General features: G+C 45.0%; 20 protein-coding genes. 18 read left to right on the plus strand and 2 right to left on the minus strand.

Annotated features, from left to right (window positions below):
• The first annotated feature begins 117 nt into the window (after window positions 1-117).
• Entirely contained in the window at window positions 118-975 is an 858-nt protein-coding gene (locus J2T19_RS08540) for a cell wall hydrolase (RefSeq protein ID WP_307214722.1), read from the plus strand.
• A gap of 360 nt (window positions 976-1,335) precedes the next feature.
• Here J2T19_RS08540 and J2T19_RS08545 read toward each other — a convergent pair whose 3' ends face one another.
• The gene (locus tag J2T19_RS08545) at window positions 1,336-2,556 is read right to left on the minus strand and encodes an MGDG synthase family glycosyltransferase (RefSeq protein WP_307214724.1); all 1,221 of its coding nucleotides are present in this window, start codon (window positions 2,554-2,556) and stop codon (window positions 1,336-1,338) included.
• A 368-nt stretch (window positions 2,557-2,924) separates the two neighbouring features.
• On the opposite strand from J2T19_RS08545, the gene J2T19_RS08550 reads away from it, so the two are divergent.
• From J2T19_RS08550 to J2T19_RS08565, 4 genes are all read left to right on the plus strand, one after another.
• The gene (locus J2T19_RS08550) at window positions 2,925-3,506 is read left to right on the plus strand and encodes a TetR/AcrR family transcriptional regulator (RefSeq protein WP_145051265.1); all 582 of its coding nucleotides are present in this window, start codon (window positions 2,925-2,927) and stop codon (window positions 3,504-3,506) included.
• Window positions 3,507-3,671: 165 nt separating this feature from the next.
• Entirely contained in the window at window positions 3,672-5,954 is a 2,283-nt protein-coding gene (locus J2T19_RS08555; protein ID WP_307214727.1) for a YhgE/Pip family protein, read from the plus strand.
• Window positions 5,955-6,608: 654 nt separating this feature from the next.
• Window positions 6,609-11,207 carry a glutamate synthase large subunit gene (gene gltB / locus J2T19_RS08560; protein WP_307214729.1) on the plus strand — a complete coding sequence of 1,533 codons (4,599 nt, stop codon included), beginning with the start codon at window positions 6,609-6,611 and terminating at the stop codon, window positions 11,205-11,207.
• Window positions 11,208-11,602: 395 nt separating this feature from the next.
• Window positions 11,603-11,752 carry a hypothetical protein gene (locus tag J2T19_RS08565; protein WP_307214731.1) on the plus strand — a complete coding sequence of 50 codons (150 nt, stop codon included), beginning with the start codon at window positions 11,603-11,605 and terminating at the stop codon, window positions 11,750-11,752.
• A gap of 106 nt (window positions 11,753-11,858) precedes the next feature.
• Here the strand turns inward: J2T19_RS08565 and J2T19_RS08570 are convergent, their stop codons facing one another.
• Window positions 11,859-12,227 carry a helix-turn-helix domain-containing protein gene (locus J2T19_RS08570; protein WP_056694267.1) on the minus strand — a complete coding sequence of 123 codons (369 nt, stop codon included), beginning with the start codon at window positions 12,225-12,227 and terminating at the stop codon, window positions 11,859-11,861.
• A 372-nt stretch (window positions 12,228-12,599) separates the two neighbouring features.
• Between J2T19_RS08570 and J2T19_RS08575 the strand changes: the two genes are divergently transcribed.
• The 13 genes from J2T19_RS08575 (at window position 12,600) to J2T19_RS08635 (ending at window position 23,676) form a co-directional block, all read left to right on the plus strand.
• Entirely contained in the window at window positions 12,600-13,034 is a 435-nt protein-coding gene (locus tag J2T19_RS08575; protein ID WP_307214734.1) for a hypothetical protein, read from the plus strand.
• Between the two features lie 145 nt (window positions 13,035-13,179).
• Complete coding sequence (locus tag J2T19_RS08580; protein ID WP_307214736.1) at window positions 13,180-13,938, plus strand: tyrosine-protein phosphatase; 759 nt, start codon at window positions 13,180-13,182, stop codon at window positions 13,936-13,938.
• Between the two features lie 75 nt (window positions 13,939-14,013).
• Window positions 14,014-14,763, plus strand: coding sequence for a YveK family protein (locus J2T19_RS08585; RefSeq protein WP_145050962.1), 750 nt, complete (start codon window positions 14,014-14,016; stop codon window positions 14,761-14,763).
• Window positions 14,744-15,424 (plus strand): CpsD/CapB family tyrosine-protein kinase, encoded by a 681-nt coding sequence (locus tag J2T19_RS08590; protein WP_307214739.1) that lies wholly within the window; start codon window positions 14,744-14,746, stop codon window positions 15,422-15,424. The genes J2T19_RS08585 and J2T19_RS08590 overlap by 20 nt, the downstream gene beginning before the upstream one ends.
• Before the next feature lie 177 nt (window positions 15,425-15,601).
• On the plus strand, window positions 15,602-16,507 hold the full coding sequence (galU, locus tag J2T19_RS08595) for a UTP--glucose-1-phosphate uridylyltransferase GalU (RefSeq protein ID WP_307214741.1): 906 nt from the start codon (window positions 15,602-15,604) through the stop codon (window positions 16,505-16,507).
• Complete coding sequence (locus tag J2T19_RS08600; protein WP_307214745.1) at window positions 16,504-17,205, plus strand: sugar transferase; 702 nt, start codon at window positions 16,504-16,506, stop codon at window positions 17,203-17,205. The genes galU and J2T19_RS08600 overlap by 4 nt, the downstream gene beginning before the upstream one ends.
• Window positions 17,206-17,274: 69 nt before the next feature.
• Entirely contained in the window at window positions 17,275-18,621 is a 1,347-nt protein-coding gene (locus J2T19_RS08605) for an O-antigen ligase family protein (RefSeq protein ID WP_307214747.1), read from the plus strand.
• Window positions 18,618-19,076: a PssD/Cps14F family polysaccharide biosynthesis glycosyltransferase gene (pssD, locus tag J2T19_RS08610; protein ID WP_307214749.1), complete on the plus strand. Its 459-nt coding sequence runs from the start codon at window positions 18,618-18,620 to the stop codon at window positions 19,074-19,076. Before J2T19_RS08605 ends, pssD begins: the two co-directional genes overlap by 4 nt.
• Entirely contained in the window at window positions 19,073-19,552 is a 480-nt protein-coding gene (pssE, locus tag J2T19_RS08615; RefSeq protein ID WP_307214751.1) for a PssE/Cps14G family polysaccharide biosynthesis glycosyltransferase, read from the plus strand. The genes pssD and pssE overlap by 4 nt, the downstream gene beginning before the upstream one ends.
• Before the next feature lie 88 nt (window positions 19,553-19,640).
• Window positions 19,641-20,708: a glycosyltransferase family 4 protein gene (locus J2T19_RS08620; RefSeq protein ID WP_307214753.1), complete on the plus strand. Its 1,068-nt coding sequence runs from the start codon at window positions 19,641-19,643 to the stop codon at window positions 20,706-20,708.
• A gap of 71 nt (window positions 20,709-20,779) precedes the next feature.
• Window positions 20,780-21,712, plus strand: a complete 933-nt coding sequence (locus J2T19_RS08625; protein ID WP_307214755.1) for a glycosyltransferase family 2 protein — start codon at window positions 20,780-20,782, stop codon at window positions 21,710-21,712.
• A 15-nt stretch (window positions 21,713-21,727) separates the two neighbouring features.
• Window positions 21,728-22,750: a glycosyltransferase gene (locus J2T19_RS08630; RefSeq protein ID WP_307214757.1), complete on the plus strand. Its 1,023-nt coding sequence runs from the start codon at window positions 21,728-21,730 to the stop codon at window positions 22,748-22,750.
• Between the two features lie 26 nt (window positions 22,751-22,776).
• Window positions 22,777-23,676: a glycosyltransferase gene (locus J2T19_RS08635; RefSeq protein WP_307214759.1), complete on the plus strand. Its 900-nt coding sequence runs from the start codon at window positions 22,777-22,779 to the stop codon at window positions 23,674-23,676.
• The last annotated feature ends 1 nt before the right edge of the window (window position 23,677 follow it).

Genomic DNA, 23,677 nt, shown 5'->3' on the forward strand with positions numbered 1-23,677 from the left:
CCATATAATCACATTGACATTACGTTGTTCCCTATGTAATATTAGCCATCGTTATTCAAATTCTTTTTTTTGGGTTACTTAGATTAGGGAATTGTTGCGACTAGGAGGAATCTTCGAATGGATATTATAAGCAAGAATCGTTGGGTAGCACCGATGTTATCTGTGCTGCTTGTGTGTATAGTGGGGGTTAATGTAGTCCAGGCGACTGGGAAGTGGAATGAGGATAGTGATAGTAAGCAGATGACTGAGCTCACAGCGTCTGTGAATAATGGGGCAGTTTCTTCAAACGAGGATAGGCGAATGCTGCAAGACGGGACAAGTCTGTCTAAGGATACGTCTGCTTCGAATGCAGACTGGATTAACACGCATCCGGCCAAAAATTGGCTTGTTTCTGCTCAGGAAGAGCAACAGCTAGCAGAGGCTAGAGCCAAAAATAAGGCAAGAGCAGCCGCGGCAGCTCAAGCTAAGAAAGAAGCAGCAGTGAAATTGGCGAAGATTGAGAAAGCCAAAGCAGCAGCTGCGCTTACAACTCCCCCCAAAAAACTTTACTTTACGCGGACCAAACTTCTGAACCAGGCGGACTCGAAGCTCGCTTCCTGGTCATACAGTGTGTCTGATAAAGATGTGCTTCTGCTGCAAAAAATCGTCATGGCAGAGGCGGAAGGTGAACCGTACGAAGGCAAAGTGGCAGTTGCCAATGTTGTCTTAAACCGGCTGCGGTCAGCCAATTTTCCCGACTCCATTTACAAAGTAATTTATCAGAAATCTCAGTTTAGTCCTGTAGCTAACGGACGTTTAAAACGCGTTGTTCCGAATGAGGACAGCATTAAGGCCGTGAATGCAGCATTGAACGGGAAGAAGGAAGTAGCCGATGATACGTATTATTTCTTATCATTGACGCTTGCGGATGATCTGACAGTGGCTCGTTCACAGAAAAAGGTAAAAACAATCGGTCATCATACATTTTACAAGTAAAACAAGCTGGATGTGTTAATTAATCAAAGGTCGGTTCAAAAAGGTGCTAATCGTGCCGATAATTCTGCAAACAGGCAGGCTAGTTAACTATGTGAGCTTCACTGGTGACCAAAAATAGCCGGATTGTCCTGGTTTATTTCGTAGTTTTGAAAGATCATTACTTTTAAATTACCCTTTTATATGGAAAATCATACGATAAAATGATCGAAATAAAAAAGGTTCCTTCCAACTTGTGGAGGGAACCTTTTTTGCATGGTGTAATTCGAGAGAAATAGGCTAGATGAAGTCAAATGAGATCATATAACTCGTCTTATCCTCAGTACGACCCTCGTAGAACGAATCTACAGGGGTATAGAGGGCTTAGAATGGGATTCTAGTACCTGACAGCGGCGTGGCAGTGATTCCTGCTGTAAAACGCTCCTTAGGAGTGTTTGTAAGTTCCGTAGTCGTTGGAAATAATAAGTCATGGACAGCCTGTGCGCAGCATGTAGGATCGTAAGTTGATTTTGACTTGGTGATTTTAGCGCTACTAGGCTGTTCCTCAGCCGATGTCTGAGCAGAATGTTGATCACATAATTCGCCAAATCGTTTCGAAATGACCTCTGCTGAATGAATGACCTGCCCATATCCGGCTTGTACGAAATATTCACAATTTTCTTCCTCTTGCCCCGGAAGGGGAGGAACAAACAGCATAGGCAATCCTTTCGCCAGTGCCTCCGTACATGTCATGCCACCAGGCTTCGTGATTAGCACATCGGATACATCCATCAGCTTGCTGACTTCACGGGTGTACCCATAGATCCGAATGTTTGGATGCTGGAAGCAGGGCATTTCTTTCATTTTGGCTATCATCTTTTCATTGCTCCCGAGACAGAAGAGAAGCTGCACACGGTCTGCCCACGAGGTTAATGCCTTCATATGTTCCTCGTCAAAAGAAAGTCCCCAGCCTCCACCCATTAGTAGAGCTGTAGGCATATCCTTAAGCCCAGACTCCTGTCTTAACGTGGCTTTATCTCCTGCCTCCCAGAAGTCGGGATGCACTGGAATGCCCGTAATTTGAATACGGGACGGTTCGACCCCTCTAATCTCTAGCAATGCTTTTACCTGTGGGGTAGAAACCAGATATTTGTTCACCTCTGGATTGATCCATGTTCCATGGACATCGTAATCGGTAACGACGGTATATAAAGGAACATCAAGTCCTTGGCGCTTAAGCCTAGAAATGACCGCATTCGGAAATGGGTGGGTACAGATGACGGCATCTGGCTTCAATTGAGCTACGACCTGCGCCGTTTGCGTATAGAAAATACGGTGTAGCGCTAATTTCGTAAAACCGTTCAGTGATTTGTTATATTGCGTGCGGTATAACAAACTGACAAGTTTGGGCTGCACAGACAATGTTTTGCGGTATGCAGAGAAAATTAACGGAGCTACCGTTGGATTCAAAAATTTACCGAGCTCAATCACTCGACTATGGATATGTGGACTTACTTTCTTAATTCCGCTTGCCAGTGCATGGGCGGCTTGGGTGTGACCGGTGCCGAAACCTTCGGATAATAAGAGCACTCTTGGTTTTCGCATGAGTTCACCTTTATTCATAAATTTAAATTCAAATCAGTGTAAGTAGATTTTGCCGGAACGTTGCGATACTACAAGAATATACAACGAGGCGGAAAATCATGTTTTTTTATTCGTTAGATAATTACACAAGATGAAGAGTTCTGAGACATATAACTTCCGTTTCATTCGCGTTGATGGAATCATCATACACTATAGACGACGTTCCTCGTAGTTTCCACTGCATTTCGGTTAAAAAATATTAACACAAATTTTTAGTTTTAGGGTTGCAATCATTTTTCAAAGGTGGTATTGTAATTTTTGACCGAATGACCGAAATGTATTTTTGGTCAATTCCTAAAGGACGATCATGGAATAAAGGAGGAGATATGATGGCTCCGATTGACCGGAGACAGCAGGTGATACAAGCGGCAGCGCAATCGTTCGCCATGTTCGGATATAAGGCGACCACGATGGATCAGGTAGCCAAAATTGCGAATGTGGGCAAAGGAACGATTTACACGTTTTTTACGAATAAGGAGCAGTTGTTTGATCAGATTTTGGTGGATGTCATCCAGGAGATGAAGAACATTGCTCATCGTGAAGTTCATCAGGAAAGTGCGTTTTTTGAGAATCTGTTCCGCGTCCTGGACTCATTGTTGGAATTCAGACGGGATCACGATCTGTTGGTGAAACTTGCTCAAGAGCTAAAGGATTTCGGTACACTTCAGGCCAAAGAAGGTCTGGATAAAGTGGAAAAGGTCATTTCGGACTTTCTCACACGTGAGTTAGAGAAGGCTAAGGCATCAGGCGAAATTCGCGACTGCGATCCACAGGTCGTGTCATTTATGATGATTCGATTATACATTGCCCTAACGTCGGATTGGAATAAGCAACATGAGCCACTTAGCAAGGAACAGATCAAAAGCTACTTTCGCCTTTTCTTAATGGAAGGAATTGCTGTTGTTACTTAAATGGTACGACGGTGAGGCTTGTCGGAAGACAGGTTGTTTTTTTTGCTCTAAATTGACCGTTTGAGGAAAATGGTCATACGTTATTTCAGAAATTTACTTTTTCACAACCAATGTTTACATTACAAGGAATTCCTGCTGATTAGCAGAGACAAGGGGAGAAATGACATGAAATCGTTATCCGTGTTTTTCAAGGATGTGGGATCGGCCGTGAGAAACCCGAAGGTATTGATCCCCGTTATCGCCATTATGTTTATTCCGATTCTGTATAGTGGTATCTACCTAGCGGCCTATTGGGATCCATATGGTCATGTGGATCAGATGCCTGTCGCAGTAGTCAACCTCGATAAAGGGGCTGAGCTGGAAGGGAAGTCCTTGCACATTGGGGAAGATCTCGTGGATGAGTTGAAGAAAAATGCAGATTTTAAATGGGAATTTGTCAATAGTGCTCAAGCCCAGCAAGGTATGAAGGACGATAAGTACTACATGCAAATTACGATTCCTGAAAATTTCTCATCAAAGGCTACCACATTGCTGGATGATCAACCTAAACCTGCAGACCTCATCTATGAACCTAATGGTAACTATAGCTTCGTAGGTGCTCAGATTGGTAAGACGGCAATTAAGGATCTGAAGGCGAAAGTATCAGCTAAAGTGACAGAGGCTTATGCGGAGACATTGCTTGATAAGTTCTCAGAGGTATCAGATGGACTTGCTGAAGCTGGAGACGGTGCTGGCGAGCTGAATACCGGTGCAGGCAAGCTGGATGATGGTGCTGTGAAGCTCAAAGATAATTTGGCTAAGCTTGCATCAGGAACGATCGAACTACAAGAAGGGCTCTCACCTTTGACAGACGGTGTCAATGCGCTTCATACCGGAGCTACGAAGTTGGAGACAGGTACTTCAAGCTTGGTTTCTGGCCTACAGCAGCTTCAAACCGCAGCCGGAACACAGCTTCAGAGCGGAGCTGATCAGTTGAAAGAGGGTAGCGACAAGCTGGCAGCTGGTCTGCAAACGTCGCTGGATGGTACAAGTAAGCTGCAAACAGGGCTGCAAGCCTCCGAACAAGGTAGCGCTAAATTGTCAGAGGGTCTGCAAAGTGCAGTTCAAGGTAGTGGTGCTTTAGCTACAGGATTGCAGTCGGCTGTCGACGGAAGTGGACAGGTTGCAGATGGGGCTAAAGGCGTTGCCGATGGATTGAAGCAGCTTGCTGCCGCAAATCCAGAGCTAGCCGAGAGTGCTGATGTGCAGAAGCTGCTCGCAGCAAGTCAGGCAGTTGCCGATGGCAGTGCGCAGCTACATGAGAGTGAGCAGAAGCTCGCACAGGGTGCAGGTCAATTGCATGAAGGTAACCAACAACTGGCTACCGGAGCAGAGCAACTGCATGAAGGTCAGCAGCAACTGCTTGCAGGTGCAGGTCAGCTTGTGGGCGGACAAGAGCAATTGCTCGCAGGTGCGAGCCAACTTTCTGATGGGGGTTCTAAGCTTTCAGATGGGTTAAAACAATTTACAGGTAAGCTCAGCGAGGCTGCAAACGGTGGTGCGCAATTGGCGAGTGGTGTCAAACAACTTGGAACAGGCACAAGCGCTTTGCAAACGGGCGTTGGTAAATTAAGCGGAGGCGTATCCTCCCTAACGGACGGTTCCAAACAACTCGGTGATGGTGCAGGCAAGCTTGCCGATGGATTGTCCGAGTTGAAGGATGGTTCGAATGAGCTGGCAACGAAATTGAATGATGCTGCTCAGAAAACGTCTGAAGTGAAGAAAACCGATGATGTTGTGAATATGTTCGCTGAACCGGTGAACTCATCGGAGAATGAAGCAGAGGTTGTGCCAAACTACGGTACAGGATTGACGCCTTTCTTCTTATCAATCGGATTGTTTGTTGGATCTCTGATCTCAACGATTGTACTGAAAATGCGTGATACATCCGTGCCAGGTGCATCTGGATGGAGTCGATTCGTCAGCCGTACACTGGTCTTTGGTTCGATGAGCGTCTCCCAGTCCGTGATTGTAGCAAGCTTCATGTTGTATGGACTTGGATTAGAGACACACAGTGTACCACTGTTCTACCTGTTCACGATCATTACGGGCCTAACCTTCATGATGATTGTGCAGGCACTTGTAACATGGCTTGATCTGCCAGGACGTTATGTAGTCATCTTGCTGTTGGTCTTCCAACTCGCGGCAAGTGCAGGAACGTTCCCAGTGGAGCTGATTCCATCATGGTTGCAAGCGTTCAGTCCTTGGCTGCCAATGACTCATAGCATTATGGGCTTCAAGGCGGTTGTATCTAGCGGTAACTTTGATGTGATGTGGCATCAAGCTGGAATTTTGGCGATCTATGCTGGAGTCTCCATCCTGCTCACGCTTGCCTTCTTCCTATGGAACGGCAGAAAGCCGAAAAAGGAAGTTGAATTGGTCGAATCGGGTCAAGTTGTGACTGCATAAAGCATAGAGAAGTGCGAATTTATAAAAAATAAAGTTTGTAGTTCAGTATCAAAATTATGCAACATAGTAGTCAAATAGTGCAAAGAGCCTGCTGCCCAAAAATGGGTGGTAGGCTCTTTCTGTATACAAATGCATGCTAGAAGGCTGAAGGAGGCTTACTAGGATTTTACATTTGACTAAATGTGGCTGAAACACACGCCCCATATGGAATGATTTTCTTTTGTCAGCAGATAAAATCAGTTGTACTCTATCATAAAATGTGTATAATTATTCGAAAAAGAGATGAATTTAAACGTCACCACACTAAAGCTGTACTGCAAAACATTTCTTATCAGAGGTATTAAAAAGTTTAAATTGCGCTGATGTTAGGTCGGTGTTAAAATAATAGAACTATATCAAAAAAACGTCGCTTCATAATGAGTGGTCGTGCCAGCGGCTACGTGTTGTTATATTAGACTGTTTACCGAATCGTTCGGTCAGTCCACTTTCAAATAGCGGCTGCCTCAGTCGCAATGCTTTAAACTATGACAGATGATGGCTGTCACCTCTATTCAGCAGGCTGCGTTAATTAGCCCGCTCCTCCCGTTTCATTGTTGCTTGTTGCCTATGTTCTTGATCTTTCCGAAATACTTCATTATAGAAAGGTTGCGTTCCATGAGACAGATCGGATTACCTCCTAAACAAGGTCTTTATGACCCACAGTTCGAAAAAGATGCATGCGGAATGGGTTTTGTTGCCAACATTAAAGGAAAAGCTTCACACGATATCGTTAGCCAGGCACTGACCATGCTCAGTAATATGGAGCACCGTGGAGGACAGGGCAGCGAGCCGAATTCCGGCGACGGAGCCGGGATTTTGATTCAGATCCCACATCGCTATTTTGCACAGGAAGCTGAACGCCTCGGATTTGCATTGCCTGAACCAGGATTCTACGGCGTGGGCATGCTGTTCCTTTCGCAAGATGCTGAAGTTCGTCACGCACATGAGGAGAGTCTCAAGAAGATTATTGAAGAAGAAGGTCAGACATTCTTAGGTTTCCGGGATGTGCCTACTTATGATGAAATGCTTGGTCGTTCTGCATTGGCGGCGAAGCCATATGTACGTCAGGTGTTCATTGGCAGATCTGCCGAAGTAAAGGATGAGCTTGGATTCGAGCGCAAACTTTACGTTATTCGTAGACGCGCTGAGCTTGCTATTCGTTATTCTGCGGATGAGAAAGAGGGCGGATCATTCTATCTGCCAAGCTTGTCTTGTCGCAAAATTGTATATAAAGGCATGCTGACAACGGAACAAGTTGGACAGTTCTATCTGGATTTACAAGAAGAGTCTGTGGAATCAGCAATTGCTCTTGTTCACTCTCGTTTTAGTACGAACACCTTCCCAAGCTGGGAACGTGCCCACCCGTATCGCTTCATGATCCACAACGGTGAGATTAATACGATGCGTGGTAACGTGAACTGGATGCATGCTCGTCAGTCTTTGTTCGAGAGCGAAACTTTTGGTAATGATATCTCCAAAGTAAAGCCGATCATTAATCCGGACGGCTCCGATACAGCGATGTTTGATAACACACTTGAATTCCTCTATCTGAGTGGACGTTCTTTGCCACACGTAGCCATGATGATGGTTCCTGAGCCATGGAGCACAGATGAGGGAATGGATCCTGCCAAAAAGGCATTCTACGAGTATCACAGCACGATGATGGAGCCTTGGGATGGACCGGCAGCAATGGCGTTCACGGACGGCTTGCAGATCGGTGCAACGCTCGACCGTAATGGACTTCGTCCTGCACGTTATTATGTAACGAAGGATGACCGAATCATCCTATCTTCCGAAGTTGGTGTATTAGACATTGAACCGGAAGAAATTCTATACAAAGACCGTTTACGTCCAGGACGTATGCTGTTAGTCGATACAGAGCAAGGACGCATTATTTCCGACGAGGAAGTTAAAGCGCAAATTGCAGCCGAGAATCCGTACCAGGAATGGCTAGATGAGCACTTGATGGATCTGAATGAATTGCCAGAAGCACCGGAGCTACCTGATCCAAAACATGATAATGTGACTCAGCTTCAGCTTGCGTACGGATATACGTTCGAAGAATTACGCAAAGTACTTGAGCCGATGGCATCAACAGGTATGGAAGCAACAGGTTCCATGGGTTATGATGCACCGCTCGCTGTATTCTCGGATCGTCCACAGCGTTTATACAATTACTTTAAACAGATGTTCGCTCAAGTAACCAATCCGCCAATCGATGCGATTCGTGAAGAGATCGTAACGTCTACAGCAACTACGATTGGACCAGAGCGTAACTTGTTGAATCCTGAACCGGAGAGCTGTCGTCAGATTCGTCTGGACACACCGGTATTGTCTAATGAAGACTTTGCCAAAATCCGTCATGTACGTCGCCCAGGCTTCCGTTCTATGACAATTCCAATCTTCTTCGCAGCCAAAGAAGGAGCAGAGGGACTTCGTAAAGCAATGGATCTGCTCTTTGAAGCAGCAGACCGTGTCATCGACAAAGGTCATAACATTCTAATTCTCTCTGACCGCGGTGTGGATGCGGAGAATGCAGCAATTCCTGCATTGCTCGCTGTAGCAGGACTGCATCACCACTTGATCCGTCAAGGTACAAGAACGAAAGTTAGTATTTTGCTTGAATCGGCTGAACCGCGTGAAGTTCATCACTATGCATTGCTGCTTGGGTATGGCGTGAGCGCCGTGAACCCTTATCTGGCATTCGAAACATTGGATGACATGATCCAGCAAGGCTTGCTGCGTGGTATCTCGCATGAGAAAGCTGTGAAGAACTACATTAAAGCTGCGACTAAAGGCGTTATTAAAATTTTGTCCAAAATGGGAATCTCAACCATTCAATCGTATCGTGGAGCGCAGATTTTCGAAGCAGTGGGTCTGCAATCCGATTTCGTTGATCGTTACTTCACATGGACACCTTCCCGTATCGGGGGAATCGGGCTTGAAGAGGTTGCGGCGGAAGCATTGACGCATCATCATCGTGCTTTCACGGAAAAAGACGGTAACGATAAGGTGCTGGATTCCGGCGGTGATTACCAATGGCGCAATGATGGAGAAGAACATTTGTTCAATCCACAGACAATCCATACCCTGCAGCATGCAGTGCGTACTGGCGATTATAAATTGTACAAAAAGTATTCCAAATTGGTTCAAGGTGAGAATGATCAATTGCTGACCATTCGCTCGATGCTGAAACTGAAACCAGTTGGTAACGCAATTCCTTTGGAAGAAGTAGAGTCCGTAGAATCCATTATGAGCCGTTTCAAAACGGGAGCGATGTCCTTCGGATCAATCAGTAAAGAAGCACACGAAGATCTTGCAATTGCTATGAACCGTGTCGGAGGTAAATCGAACACAGGGGAAGGTGGAGAAGATCCAGCTCGCTTCATTAAAGATAGCAACGGTGATTCTCGTCGTAGTGCAATCAAACAGGTGGCATCTGGACGTTTCGGTGTTACTTCGAATTACTTGGTTAATGCTGACGAGATTCAGATCAAGATGGCGCAAGGAGCAAAACCGGGTGAAGGTGGACAATTGCCAGGACGTAAAGTATACCCGTGGGTTGCTGAGGTTCGTGGATCAACACCAGGCGTAGGTTTGATCTCGCCACCACCGCATCACGATATTTATTCCATCGAGGATCTGGCTGAGCTCATCTATGACTTGAAGAATGCCAATCCACGTGCTGAGATTAACGTGAAGCTGGTATCGGAAGTTGGCGTAGGTACCATTGCAGCAGGTGTTGCTAAAGGCCGTGCTGACATTATCCTGGTTAGTGGTTATGACGGTGGTACTGGTGCATCACCACAAGGTTCGATCCGTCATGCGGGTATGCCGTGGGAGCTAGGACTTGCCGAGACACACCAAACGCTGATTCTGAACAATCTGCGTGACCGTGTCGTATTGGAGACAGACGGCAAAATGCTGAATGGTCGTGATTTGGTTGTTGCAGCATTGCTGGGCGCAGAAGAGTATGGTTTCTCTACAGCACCACTCGTTGCTCTGGGTTGTATCATGATGCGTGTCTGCCAAATGGATACTTGTCCTGTTGGTGTAGCGACACAGAATCCAGAACTGCGTAAAAACTATATGGGTGACCCAGAACACGTCGTTAACTTTATGCGTTTTGTTGCAGAAGACGTTCGTGAGATCATGGCTGACCTTGGTTTCCGTACCATTCAGGAAATGGTGGGTCGCACAGATTGCCTGGAGACTGTAGAAGCAGTAGATCATTGGAAGAAAAAAGGTGTAGACCTGTCCGTATTGCTGCATGTGCCTGAGATGCCAGAAGGCTCTGCACGTTATCGTACACAGTATCAGAATCACGGTTTGGAAGAGACGCTGGATATGCAGCAATTGCTTCCGCTCGCAGGACCAGCTATTGAATCCGGTAAACCGGTAGAGGCTGTGCTTCCGATTACGAACGTGAACCGTGCCGTGGGTACGATCCTGGGCAGTGAAGTAACACGTAAATATGGTCTCGCTGGATTGCCAGAAGATACAATTCAATTCAAATTTGTTGGATCTGCTGGACAGAGCTTTGGAGCCTTTGTTCCTAAAGGGATTACCCTTACGGTTGAAGGAGACTCCAATGACTATGTAGGTAAAGGTCTATCCGGTGGTAAAATCGTTGTAATGCCTTCGCCAAAAGCGACATTCGACGCTGAGGATAACATCATCATCGGAAACACGGCTCTATACGGGGCAACAAGTGGCGAAGCTTATATCCGCGGCATCGCGGGCGAGCGGTTTGCTGTTCGTAACTCTGGAGCAAAAGTTGTCGTTGAAGGTGTAGGCGACCATGGTTGCGAGTATATGACAGGTGGACGCGTCGTCGTTCTGGGCGATACAGGTCGTAACTTTGCGGCAGGGATGTCCGGAGGTATTGCCTATATCTATGATCCAGAAGGAACGTTCTTGCAACGTTGTAACCTGGAGATGGTACTGTTGGAGCGTATTGAGGATTCAGCAGAGAGCGCAGAGCTGCAGGGAATGATTGAACGCCATGTTGCGAATACAGGAAGTGCAGCAGGTCAGCGCATCTTGGAGAACTGGCAGCAATCGGTAGATCAGTTCGTGCGTGTCATCCCGAAAGACTTCAAACGTATGACAGAGCAGATCGAGCGTATTCAAGCGACTGGACTGACGGGTGAGGCAGCGTTATTGGCAGCATTTGAAGCTAACATGCGTGAGCTTGCACGTACAGGCGGTTAAGGGTTCGGTGGTTTTCAGTACCGAGAAGATGGGATGAAGCTAGAAATGGAGTAGCGGAGCGTAGGCAAACTACGTGAGCAACTGAATTGTTTCCTAGGGAAACAAGCTTCGTAAGCTTTCGCTTATTTCGGCTGAATTCCATATTCGACGCTGATCATGCCTTTAGGCATGCTACGTAATCAAAATAACCCTTTTTAAACAACATCTAATAGGAGCTTTATGTTTGCCTTTGTGGCATTCATAGAGCTCCTATTTTATTTTCGACAAAATTAGAACCCCGACCAAAAACGCTATCGCCATGAGACGACAACATTGAGGAGGCTTCTCAAGTATAATTAGGCTAGTTTTGGAGCACAGGGAAAGTATTAAGATAGGAGAGGTTCCGGGGAATGAATATGAAAAATCCAAACAAGGGCGATCGCAAGCCGAAAGGTGAACACGTTGAAGCAACCGAGATGGACATCAAAAAAGTTTTACTGCAATGCGGAATCGACCCAGAGCGTTGGAACGATTACATATCCTCCGTCAACAACATACGTCCTTGACTAGAACTAGATATGAATGAAATGGAGGGAACTAAAGACAAGAAAAAACCCAGAAACCGATAAATTGCTTTTTCGGTACTGGGTCTTCTTTTGCAAACTGAATGCTCTAATCCATACTACGTTCCATACGGACAAAGGCAATAAAACGACGTGCCTCTTCTTCGGTCAAGGGTTTACCGTCGATCATCAGGCCGAAGCGTTCCAACACTTCCTTATCCGATAATTCAAGAGAATCAACAAATTCCCGAACGTCCTCATCCATTACCATATCACTCTGCTTCGTACGCCCAATGAGATAATCAATGGATACGCCAAATATGTCTGCAAGCCTTGTTAATACTTCAAAATCCGGTTTGCGTCGGTTCTTCTCATAATGGGAGAGTGCAGCCCGGGTAATATGGATGGAGCTCGCAAGTTCTTCTTGAGTAAGTCCCCGCTGTTCCCTTAATTCAGCAATGCGATTCCCGTAGTTCATAAGCCATTTCCCCCTGAACGCCATGTCAAATATATATCGAAACAATCCTGAGCTATTTTTTGATCAGGGCAGCTTTCCTGCAAAAATGATACGACCGCACCAGATTAATACAACCATTGTCATGTAAAAAGACAGTGAAAATATTGCAATGTAGGTCTGTCTAAGGACATCTCATATTGTCGTAAATCAAAAGAACCATGTCCAAATACTGCTTGACATGATACAATTTGTATCGTAAATTGGACGTATGGAGTTACAAAATGTATCATTTGGAATATTTTAAGTATCTCCTCGTTGCCAGATCTGTATACCTGTGAGAAGGGAGGTCAGGCAACGAATGTGTTGCTAATCCATTCTAAAAGGAATGAAGCCATGAACTCATTGATTCAGGAATGGGCTGATTTAGAGTTAAATGTCCATATGTATATCCAGGAGTTTAAGGGTAAAGCCTTCAACCGCAAACGTCGTCCCGTTCTACTCCTTGGAATGGATACAAGGGAGATCAGCTTCCTGAGTGATTTGGTCTTACCCATATCATCCGAGATGTTGATAGGTTTAGATGTGGAAGATTACCATGTGTGTTTACGACTCCAGGCTGTACCCGAATGGAAACATCCTTTTGGAGGACTCACATTGTATCATTCCAAGTTGCATATTCAGCAAGAACAGAAACTATATATAACAGGACAGTTAAACACTATGCTTCGTGATGTTCAATTTCCGGCGGTATCTCGTGTTCTGTATGAGAAGTTATCGACCCAACCAACGGTGCAGAAAACCTATCATTACATTAATTTTACCATATAAAAAGGAAATATATTCGAAAAGATGCATGTACTTAACGCCATTTTACTATATTTCATAGCGTTATGCATTAGTTCTTTAACACCAAAAGCAATTGCGCAATGAATAAAGGGGCAAGGGGGATCATACTATTTCAGGAAGTTTGGATATGGTTGAAATGCACTGCCACATATTATCTGGTCTTGATGATGGCCCTGTCCATATGGAACAGTCCATCGCAATGGCCGAGAAAGCGGCTGCTGCTGGCATAACCTCCATCATTGCAACTCCGCATCACCTGAACGGGCGCTACAATAACGAACCGATCGTTGTCAATCAGGCAGTAGATCTGCTCCATGCAGAGCTTCGCAAACGCAACATTCGATTGGATATCCATCCCGGACAGGAGATCAGAGTGCATGACACACTGATTGGAGATCTCTATGCAGGTAGATGCTGCACACTCGCCGGGAGTCGCTACATGTTGCTGGAATTGCCTTTTGGCTCCATTCCCTCGCAGTTTCCCGGTATCCTTCATGAACTTCGGGTAGCCGGTATCACACCTATTATTGCTCATCCGGAACGTAATCTAATCTTGCTGAAAAAGCCGAAGCTGCTTGCAGATTATTTGAAGCAAGGCGTGCTGTGTCAACTCACGGCTCAATCCTTCACAGGACTTTTCGGTCGAAAAGTTCAGAAATGGTGTTTTCATTTTTGCAAAGAAAACGGGTTTCATTTCATTTCATCAGATGCTCATGATACACGTCAAAGAACGTTTGCTGTTATTGAAGGTAACAAAATGATTGAGCAATACTTTGGAATGGATGCCGTCAGGCAGATAGCGGAAAATGCTTCCCTCATTCTATATAACTCTGAACCGATTATTACTCGGTTTAATCCCCGCAAGCTCCGCATGCTCCTCTGGTAGCTCGGAGTGGGGTTGAGCCCAGAATCATGCAACATGCTTACATATAGGACACTAACGTATAGGAGGAATGTGAAGGTGGAACTGAAGGGATATTTCCGCATTTTGCAAAAAAAATGGTGGTTGATTGTTGCCATTGCACTGATTGCTGGGGTGGGTGCTGGAGTTAAGAGTATTTTCTTCACACAACCAATCTATGAGGCAAGTTCCAAGCTGATCGTGAACCAAACATCCAATGTTGAAGGTCGAGCTATGATGGATTTCAGTATGATTCAGAGCAACATTAAGCTCATTAACTCCTATAAGGAGATCATTAAATCTTCGGCCATTATGGAGAAAGTAGCAACAACGTATCCTGACTTAAAGGTAACTACCGCTGAGCTAATCAGCAGAACCTCCGTTACAACCGCAAGCGAGTCCCAAGTCATGAACATTACAGTACAAGGGACTACCTACGAAAATGCCGCAAAAACGGTGAATGCAATCTCCAAAGTATTTCAAGAACAAATTCCCCTCATTATGAAAATCGATAACGTAGCCATTCTTAGTGAAGCCAACGTCAATGGCAACGCGGCACCAATTAATATGAAAACCACACTTACAATCATCGTCAGCTTGTTTGCAGGATTGGTTCTTGCGATTGCGCTTGTCTTCCTTATGGATTATCTGGACGATACGTTCAAATTAGAGTCCGAAATTGAAAAGGAACTGGGCATTCCGGTATTAACCGTCATTTCCAAAATGAAAAAAGACGATGTGAAGGGCAGCAAAAACATTGTATCTCAGCAGAAAGTGGGGGATGGAAAATATGTCACGGTTAACCAATGAAAGTAATAATCTGGTGACTTATTTCAATTCCAAGTCTCATATCTCAGAAGGCTACCGCAAATTACGTACCAATATCCAGTTTTCTTCTATTGATAGTCATATCAAAACAATTATGGTTGCGTCGGCACAGTCTGGTGAAGGGAAAACCACCACTATTAGTAATTTAGCTGTGACCTATGCACAAGAAGGCAAGAAAGTTCTGCTCATTGATGCCGATCTGCGAAATCCATCTCTTCATCAAGTATTTTCGGTACCTAACCATATCGGACTCAGCAGTGTCTTATCGAATCAATATGACGTTGATGAGGTTCTGCGCGACAGCTATATCGAGAATCTCCAGCTGTTTACATCCGGCCCGATCCCGCCTAACCCGTCAGAGATGATCGGCTCTAATCGGATGAAGAACCTAATGAATGATTTACAGTCGAAATACGATGTCATCATGTTCGATACACCTCCGGTGCTCGCTGTAACGGACGCACTGATTGTAAGTTCCTTCTGCGACGGTGTGTTGCTGGTGGTGAACTCAGGCAAGGTCAAGAAAGAGCTGGTGAAGAAAACGAAGGCTCATCTTGAGCATGTGAATGCACGAATTCTAGGTGCCATTCTGAACAATATCAAAACGACATCGAACTCGGTCAGCTATTACGGAGAGAAGTAATACGCTTTGATTGAACAGGTAATGTCTACTGCACCTTTATCACTGTAGGCACTCGGTCATGCTGTGGGTTCGGTGAACCTTAGACGTTAATCGTCAGAGGTATGACGTGAGGTTGGGTTCGATGCCCCTTTTTTAACGATTCAACAAACTTTAAAAAAAGAGGATAGGGTGGTATTTATGAAAAAAGTGAGAAAAGCGATCATTCCCGCAGCTGGTCTGGGAACACGTTTCCTGCCTGCCACGAAAGCTATGCCTAAAGAAATGCTCCCTATTGTGGACAAACCAACTATACAGTATATCGTTGAGGAAGCCATTGCCTCTGGTATTGAAGACATCATTATCGTTACAGGTAAGGGGAAACGGGCGATTGAGGATCATTTTGACAATGCATTCGAATTGGAACACAACCTGCTCGAAAAGGGGAAATTAGGCCTGCTTGAGGAGGTACGCAAATCATCCAATGTGGATATTCATTACATAAGGCAAAAAGAGGCCAAGGGGCTTGGTCATGCGGTGTGGTGTGCAAGGAATTTTATCGGTGACGAACCTTTTGCGGTGTTACTGGGAGATGATATTGTTGTCTCGGACGTTCCATGCACCAAACAGCTCATTGATCAATATGACCAGGTTCAGCAATCCGTGGTGGGTGTTCAAACGGTTCAACCTGAACAAACCGAACGTTACGGTATTGTTGATCCATTACGATCGGACGGACGTCTGACTGAGGTACTTCAATTCGTTGAGAAGCCAGCACAAGGGACGGCACCATCCAATCTAGCGATCATGGGAAGATATGTCCTGAATCCAGAGATTTTTGACTTTTTGGAAGAACAAGAGATTGGGCAAGGGGGAGAAATTCAATTAACTGACGCGATTCAACGACTAAATGAGAAACAAGGAGTGTATGCTTACGATTTCGAGGGAATCAGATACGACGTGGGCGAGAAGTTGGGATTCATATTGACGACCATTGACTTCGCGCTCCAAAACCCAGAGCTGAAATTACCGATGTTACATGCTTTACAGTTGATTCTGGAGAAACAGTCTGTTGAGCAAGTCGTCGCTGGGAGGGAGTTTGAATGAGTCCATCTCCCCAAACAAAAGAAGCGGAGATTGTTATAGACAAAGGCCTAGGATACAGTGCAACGACGGCCGCCCATGGACTTGAAGCAGATAAAGTGTATTTGCTTATGAAAAGAATGCTCGACTTTCTCGGCTCTTTCATAGGTTTGATCCTGTTATGTCCGCTGTTTGCTGTAATAGCACTACTTATTAAAATTGAGGCCCCTAAGGGGTCTGTTTTTTTTCGCCAAGTTCGGGTAGGTCTGAACGGTAAGGAATTTCATATGTACAAATTCAGATCTATGGTCGTAAATGCTGAAGATTTGCTAGAGAATCTGATGGATCAAAATGAAGTGGGCGGCAACATGTTCAAAATGAAAAATGATCCTAGAATTACGCGCATCGGCAAATTCATTCGCAAAACCAGTCTCGATGAGCTTCCACAGTTATGGAATGTACTCAAAGGGGAAATGAGTCTGGTAGGTCCAAGACCTTCACTTCCGAGAGAAGTCGAGAATTACACTTCCTACGACCGACAACGTCTCAAAATGATTCCAGGCTGCACGGGACTATGGCAAGTGAGTGGCCGGAACAGTGTTGGTTTTAATGAAATGGTTGAGCTGGATCTGACCTATGCCCGTGAGCGCAATATTTTCGTGGACATCAAAATCATATTAAAAACATTCAGAGTGTTGCTTGGTTCTAAGGATGCATTTTGATATGAGCGTTTAGCTTCAAACGATACTAAGGTTGAAATACGATTCTGGCTCTGAGGTGGCATAGCTAACATGCAAAAAGCAGCATTCTTTGCTTCTTCTAAACTTGGTGCGTTATATCTTGTTTTTGCCTCAGTGTTTATTATTAGCCTCGCTATTTACGTACCAATTGTTGCGGTAATGGCATTGATGGCACTGATCTTGCTAGGTGTATATATGAAGCATCCTAGCTGGGTCTATTTTGTTGTGGTCGGGACGTTCTCATTATCTGTGGACAAAATTTTGAAAATGCAAGTGATGGGCTTTGATTCCTCGTCATTCTACAAGTTATTAATTCTGTTTTTTATCCTGCCTATTTTTCTAAGATACGGTTTCAGGAAGGAAATGATCTATCCTGCTCTAGCAGTTGGTTATCTCTTTGTGCAAAGTTATTTTTTATCGGATATGCCTGACAAGATGAGCCCAATTGATCCCTTTAAGTCCTTTCTGGGATTAGTTGTGCCATTTCTACTATTGATGGTTAACTTCTCCAAGGAAATTAATATGAGGATCATACGGGTTCTTGCCTGGCTCCCGGTGTTTAGCTTGGTCGCTGGCTTCATCATGCAGCAGATGGGAATGCTGTCGATTGTGAGCTTCGAGATTTCGGGTGTGAATCGTCTGCAAGGAGCCAACATAGCAGCACATCTGGGGATGTTATGTTTTATCTCCATCTGTGTATGTCTTATCGAAATTCGAAATAAACACCACATTATTTTGAATTATGCGCTGACGCTATCTCATTTTATTATATTGATTCAGACGGGAACCCGCGGTCCTCTAATCGCACTCATTCCCATTGTGTGCATGTATTTATTCGATCATGTGCGGAAGTTTGCCAAGGGTAAAGTTGGCGCCTTAATTCCAGTTGTTTTATTTATGGCAGCAGTGACCGTGATGGTCTTTGCTCAGTGGGAGAATTATCAGTTAAGGCAGGAGAGCAAGGGACTGTCTGGCAGGGATTCCGCCTGGGCTTTCTTTACGAATAGGGCGAATGAACACCCTGTCTTTGGTCAAGGACTTGGCTCGGCGCTAGTTGCGAACGATGGAAGTATCTTTTCCGGCTTTGTTGTTCCGCATAATGAGTACATTCGATTCTACTATGATGGTGGATTTGTGGGAGCGCTCCTGTTCTTTGGTGCGTTGTTCTTCGTGTATCTGAAAGTGTATCGTCGTTTAAATTCCCTGGTGAAACCGTACTTTTTGGGAATGATTTTAGGTTTCTTGGTGTATTCCTTCTTTGACAATACGTTATCTACGATGCATTTGGTTGCTCCCTTCTGTGTGTATCTGAATTCGTTATATCTGACGAGCAGCAAGCAGAGCCCTGAACCTGAAGAACTACCGAAGTTAGCCCCTCGAAAGGAGATCTTGCAATGAAAGTCTGTTTGGTTAGTTCGACAGGTGGTCATCTGAATCAATTATTGAATCTGGTTCCTGCTGTCGAGGATCATGATTACTTTTTGGTAACGGAGAAGAGCGAGGCGAGCAGCAAGCTGAGTCTCTCCCAGCGAACCTATTTCCTATCGCAACAGGAACGCAAAAATATATGGTTTATATTTATCGTTCTTCGGAACATCATGACGTCACTGTTCATTCTTCTGAAAGAACGGCCTAAAGTTCTGATTACGACAGGAGCCGGAGCGGTATATCCGTTGTGCTTGCTCGGGAAATTGATGGGAGCGAAGCTAGTCTATGTAGAGAGTTATGCCAAAATATATTCGCCAACGTTAACGGGCAGATTGATTTATAAATTTGCTGATGAATTCTATATTCAATGGGAAACGTTGCAGGAGGCTTATCCGAAGGCGAAGTATAGGGGGGCATTATTTTGATCTTTGTCGTGCTTGGGACACAGCGATTCCAATTCAACCGGCTTTTGCAAGCTGTCGACAATCTAATTCAAGAAGGGAAGCTACCTTCAGACGTGCTTGTCCAATCAGGTTACAGTGAATATAAGCCTCGCCATTATCAGCACAAGCCATTTTTTAATCAGGAAGAGATGAATGATCATATTGCCAAAAGTGAATTTGTTCTGTCCCACGCAGGGGTAGGGGTGATCACTAGCGCACTACAGATGAACAAAAAGGTCATCGTCATGCCTAGGCGCAAGGATCAAGGGGAGCATGTGGATAATCATCAGTTGGAGATCGCCAAAGTATTTCAAGACAAAGGATACATTTCGGTTGCTCAAAATGAGGATGAACTGTCCGCTTTAGTATCCAATCTCGATCAGCTCGACTTCAAGCCTTATGTGAAGAGTAACTCGCAGTTGCTATCATCCATCAAAGGCTACATCAATTCCCTATAAGAGAATCTGCTTTTGATTACGAAAGATGCCTGAGGGGCATCTCAGCATCGAACATGGAACTTTTTGATGATTCAAAAGGAGTGGAAGAATGAAACCTAAGGTGCTAGTCATCGGTTCTTCGACGAAGGACATGGGCGGGATTGTGAGTGTCATTGTGAATATTGAGAATTCGCATATCGCCGAGCAATATAATCTGCAACGGATTGAAACCTATATTACGGGTAGCGTTCTGGCACGGTTGCTCATCTTCATGAAGGGGTTCCTTCAATTCCTGGTGAAGCTCGTTACGTTCAAGCCAGATATGATCCATATTCATATGTCGTATAACGGAAGCTTCTACCGTAAAGCATTGTTCATTCTTGTGGGTCGCAAACTGTTCAGGGTGCCGGTGATCGTTCACATTCATGCATCCAGTTTTGATGTGTTCTATAATCGACATCCACTGCAACAGAAGCTATGCAAGTATGTGCTAAATCAGGTGGATAAGCTGATCGTGTTGTCCTATACCTGGCAGGAGTTTTTCTCCAAGATCGTGCCTGCTTCTAAAATTGAGGTGCTTTATAATGGCGTGTTCATTAAAGAACCTCCAATTAGGGAAGAGCGTCCAGTTCCACGTTGCTTGTTCATGGGTCGGCTGGGCAAGAGAAAAGGTGTATATGATCTTCTGTTAGCTATCCAGCAATTAAAGCAACGAGGCGTAGAAGCGGTCTTTACGCTTGCAGGAGATGGAGAAGTGAATGAGGTTAGGGCTCTTGTAGACCGGTATGACATTTCTGATTATGTCGAGGTGCCTGGATGGATCAGGGGAGAAGAGAAGGAACGTTTACTACAACATGCCGATCTATTGGTTCTGCCTTCCTATCATGAGGGGCTTCCTATGGCGGTGCTGGAGGGAATGAATAGCGGACTGCCGATTGTCTCTACCCGAGTCGGTGGAATACCGGAAGTGATTACAGATGAGTTAAACGGTTTCTTAGTGGAACCAGGGGATGTTGAGGCACTGGCTCATGCTCTGGAAAGGATCATTTTGGATAAAGAGCTGCGTTTACAAATGGGTGAAAACAACAAGCAACTGGTTACATCCAAGTTCAATATGACCGATCTCATGCATAACTTATCGTCTATCTATGACAAGGTGCACGTGAACGTGTCCTAGGGGTATGTATATGAAAATCAGCTCCTTTTGGGATATAAGATACGCCCCAGTTTCAAGGGAAAGGTGGTTCTATGAAAGCATTAGTGAGTTGTATTATAACAACGCATAATCGCGCTGAGTTGTTGAAGAAAGCCATGGCAAGTGTGATGGCACAGACCTATCCCCATCTGGAAATTATTATTGTTGATGATGGTTCTAAGGATCATACCGAAGAGGTGTGTAGAGCTTGGGCTAAGCAGGATCAGCGAATCCATTATATTCAAGTTCCATATGCTCAAGGTGCCAATCATGCCCGAAATTTAGGAATACAACGTGCCAATGGCAAATATATTGCATTCCTCGACGATGATGACCAGTGGCTCCCTGATAAGATTCAGGCTCAGACCCAGACGTTGGAGCAGAACAAAGGGCTTTTTTGCTTTTGCAGCAAAGTGCTTGTCTACGTGGATCGGGAAGATAACGTTACGAGGAGAAAGGTCTCCGTCGAATCCCGTGAGCTGGTGTTCTACGAGGACTTACTAACTTACAACTGGATTGGCGAAACGTCCAAAATTATGGTGCAAACACAGTTAGCACGCACAGTTATGTTTGATGAACAATTAACATCTGCTCAGGATTATGATTTCTATCTGCGTATTTTGCAAAGAGGACACCATGCGATCAATGTGAAGGAGCCTCTGGTGCACATTTATATTCACCCAGGTCCGCGCATCTCGACCTCAGCCAAGAAAAAGTACCAAGGGCAACGGAGAGTACTGATTAAGTATTACAAGGACATGAGCCAAGAACAGAAGAAACGCCAGCTTCATCATTATCGCATGATGGAATGGTCGAAGAATCCGAATCGCAACACCGTTTTTCTCAAAAAAACACTGACGCTATATCCCTGGTGGCGAAACTTTACGCTGCTCAAGCGTAATGTGAGAACCATCTTGCTTGGCTTTCGCTTGCGAAGACAGCTACGTAGTGAAACATTGAACAAAGAGTATAAAGGAACAGCCTAAAACAGAGGTGTTATCATGCGAGAACCGATCGTCTACATGTTGCCCAAAATGATTAAGACGAACAAATTCAATGAACTATTGTCACAGTCCATCGAGGATGAGGGATGGGATGTGAAGCACTTTTCCAAAAAAGATCTCAGAAATATACGTAAGAACGATGTATTACATTTTCACTGGCCGAGCTTTTATTACAAAGGAAACAACGCGTTCTCGACATTCATCAAGTCCATATTGTTCATTCTTATGATTGTTTACGTGCGACTAAAGGGTGCGAAGTTGTTCTGGACGGTGCATAATATATGGCCGCATAACAGCGGTAGAACTTGGCATGATTACTGGATGAGGAGGTTTCTGGTGCGGAATTGTACCAAACTCATTGTCATGGGCAAACCGCTCATTCGTAGTGTGTGCGAGACGTTTCATGTGAAAGAGAGCCTCATCGAAGTGATTCCCCATGGACATTATCAAGGAGTGTATGGACGAACAGGGCAGAACATTAGAGAGATGTTCAACATCCCGGCGAATGACTATGTCTTTGCCTTTTTTGGTCAGGTATCACCCTATAAAGGGGTGGATGATCTAATTCAGGCGTTCAAAGATCTAGACTGGCCGGATGCTCATCTGTTGATTGCCGGTAAGAAAGCAGCTGATTATGACCTGGAGGCATCGATAGGTCAATCGGATCGGATTCATACGTACTTCAACTTTATTCAGGATGGGGAATATTCGGATTATTTTGAAGCGATTGATTCGATGATTCTGCCATACAAAAATATTGCGACATCAGGCAGTGCCATACTGGCACTGTCCTATGGCAAGCCTGTCGTGGCTCCACGAATTGGTCTTATGGAAGAGTATCTGCCCGAGAACTGCGCCGTCTTGTATGATCCTGCGGATCATAACGGGCTGGAAGAGGCGATGAAGCAGATCCGGGCGAAGGACGACGAGTTCAGGGAAGGCAAAGGGTTTCAATCCATGCTTGAAAAGCTAGAATGGTCGGGAATTGCGAAGCGCACGATTTCGCTTTATGCCATCTAAATCAATGAGGATGCGGGGACGATCAAATGAAAGCCACTGTAGCCATTTGCACCTACAATAGAGCCTATGATCTAAGTGAATCCGTTCATAGTGCCATTCAGCAGCATGCTGAATTTGAGTATGAAATTATCGTGATTGATAACAATTCAACCGATGATACCGCTAAGCTTGTGCAGGAGATTCAGGCTGGCGAAGGTGGAGAGCAGGTCAAGTATGTGCTGGAGAAGACACCTGGCTTGTCGGCAGCAAGAAATCGAGCGATTCGTGAAGCGCGCGGGCAGTATATTCTCTTCTTAGATGATGATGCGATTGCCTCGCCATTATGGATTCAGCACATCGTCGGTGTATTTGACAGTGATCAAGCTATCGGAGTGGTGGGCGGCAAGATCGAGCCTCTCTGGGAGAGCCGGAAGCCAGATTGGATACCCAGTGAGAATTTATCCCTATACACGATTCTGGATTATGCGGATCATGTGGTGGAGATGCCGAGCCCATCCATTCCGTTTGGTGCCAATGTCGCCTTTCGCACACAGGTGTTTCGAGACATTGCCCCTTTTCGCGAAGACCTAGGCAGAGTAGGGAAGAACCTGTTATCTAATGAAGAGAGTGAGTTAATCGCTAGAATCAGAGTACACCACAAAGTGTTTTATACACCCTTCGGATCAGTACAACACAAGGTATCCAAAGAACGAACGACCAAGAACTGGTTTTTGCGGCGTGTGTTCTGGCAAGGGGTTAGTGATGCAGTTCGTAAAAAAGACAAGGGAGCTGTTCGGACACTGAAACACGCGATTCGCTTGGGTCAAGGTGTGATTCGAGCGCTGCTGTGCATCTATAGCCCAAAGCGTTTTACCCGGCAACTCGCCCAGATCTGTTACCGGAATGGTCTGATTATCGGCATACTCAGATATAACAGTAAGGAATGAG

The organism is Paenibacillus tundrae, from assembly GCF_030812775.1.
Classification (GTDB): domain Bacteria; phylum Bacillota; class Bacilli; order Paenibacillales; family Paenibacillaceae; genus Paenibacillus; species Paenibacillus tundrae_A.

What these genes read in the sequence shown, in the direction of transcription:
- J2T19_RS08540 (WP_307214722.1), top strand. Translation starts at nt 118, where the DNA reads ATGGATATTATAAGCAAGAATCGTTGGGTAGCACCGATGTTATCTGTG.
- J2T19_RS08545 (WP_307214724.1), bottom strand. Translation starts at nt 2,556, where the DNA reads ATGCGAAAACCAAGAGTGCTCTTATTATCCGAAGGTTTCGGCACCGGT.
- J2T19_RS08550 (WP_145051265.1), top strand. Translation starts at nt 2,925, where the DNA reads ATGGCTCCGATTGACCGGAGACAGCAGGTGATACAAGCGGCAGCGCAA.
- J2T19_RS08555 (WP_307214727.1), top strand. Translation starts at nt 3,672, where the DNA reads ATGAAATCGTTATCCGTGTTTTTCAAGGATGTGGGATCGGCCGTGAGA.
- gltB (WP_307214729.1), top strand. Translation starts at nt 6,609, where the DNA reads ATGAGACAGATCGGATTACCTCCTAAACAAGGTCTTTATGACCCACAG.
- J2T19_RS08565 (WP_307214731.1), top strand. Translation starts at nt 11,603, where the DNA reads ATGAAAAATCCAAACAAGGGCGATCGCAAGCCGAAAGGTGAACACGTT.
- J2T19_RS08570 (WP_056694267.1), bottom strand. Translation starts at nt 12,227, where the DNA reads ATGAACTACGGGAATCGCATTGCTGAATTAAGGGAACAGCGGGGACTT.
- J2T19_RS08575 (WP_307214734.1), top strand. Translation starts at nt 12,600, where the DNA reads ATGAACTCATTGATTCAGGAATGGGCTGATTTAGAGTTAAATGTCCAT.
- J2T19_RS08580 (WP_307214736.1), top strand. Translation starts at nt 13,180, where the DNA reads ATGGTTGAAATGCACTGCCACATATTATCTGGTCTTGATGATGGCCCT.
- J2T19_RS08590 (WP_307214739.1), top strand. Translation starts at nt 14,744, where the DNA reads ATGTCACGGTTAACCAATGAAAGTAATAATCTGGTGACTTATTTCAAT.
- galU (WP_307214741.1), top strand. Translation starts at nt 15,602, where the DNA reads ATGAAAAAAGTGAGAAAAGCGATCATTCCCGCAGCTGGTCTGGGAACA.
- J2T19_RS08600 (WP_307214745.1), top strand. Translation starts at nt 16,504, where the DNA reads ATGAGTCCATCTCCCCAAACAAAAGAAGCGGAGATTGTTATAGACAAA.
- J2T19_RS08605 (WP_307214747.1), top strand. Translation starts at nt 17,275, where the DNA reads ATGCAAAAAGCAGCATTCTTTGCTTCTTCTAAACTTGGTGCGTTATAT.
- pssD (WP_307214749.1), top strand. Translation starts at nt 18,618, where the DNA reads ATGAAAGTCTGTTTGGTTAGTTCGACAGGTGGTCATCTGAATCAATTA.
- J2T19_RS08620 (WP_307214753.1), top strand. Translation starts at nt 19,641, where the DNA reads ATGAAACCTAAGGTGCTAGTCATCGGTTCTTCGACGAAGGACATGGGC.
- J2T19_RS08625 (WP_307214755.1), top strand. Translation starts at nt 20,780, where the DNA reads ATGAAAGCATTAGTGAGTTGTATTATAACAACGCATAATCGCGCTGAG.
- J2T19_RS08630 (WP_307214757.1), top strand. Translation starts at nt 21,728, where the DNA reads ATGCGAGAACCGATCGTCTACATGTTGCCCAAAATGATTAAGACGAAC.
- J2T19_RS08635 (WP_307214759.1), top strand. Translation starts at nt 22,777, where the DNA reads ATGAAAGCCACTGTAGCCATTTGCACCTACAATAGAGCCTATGATCTA.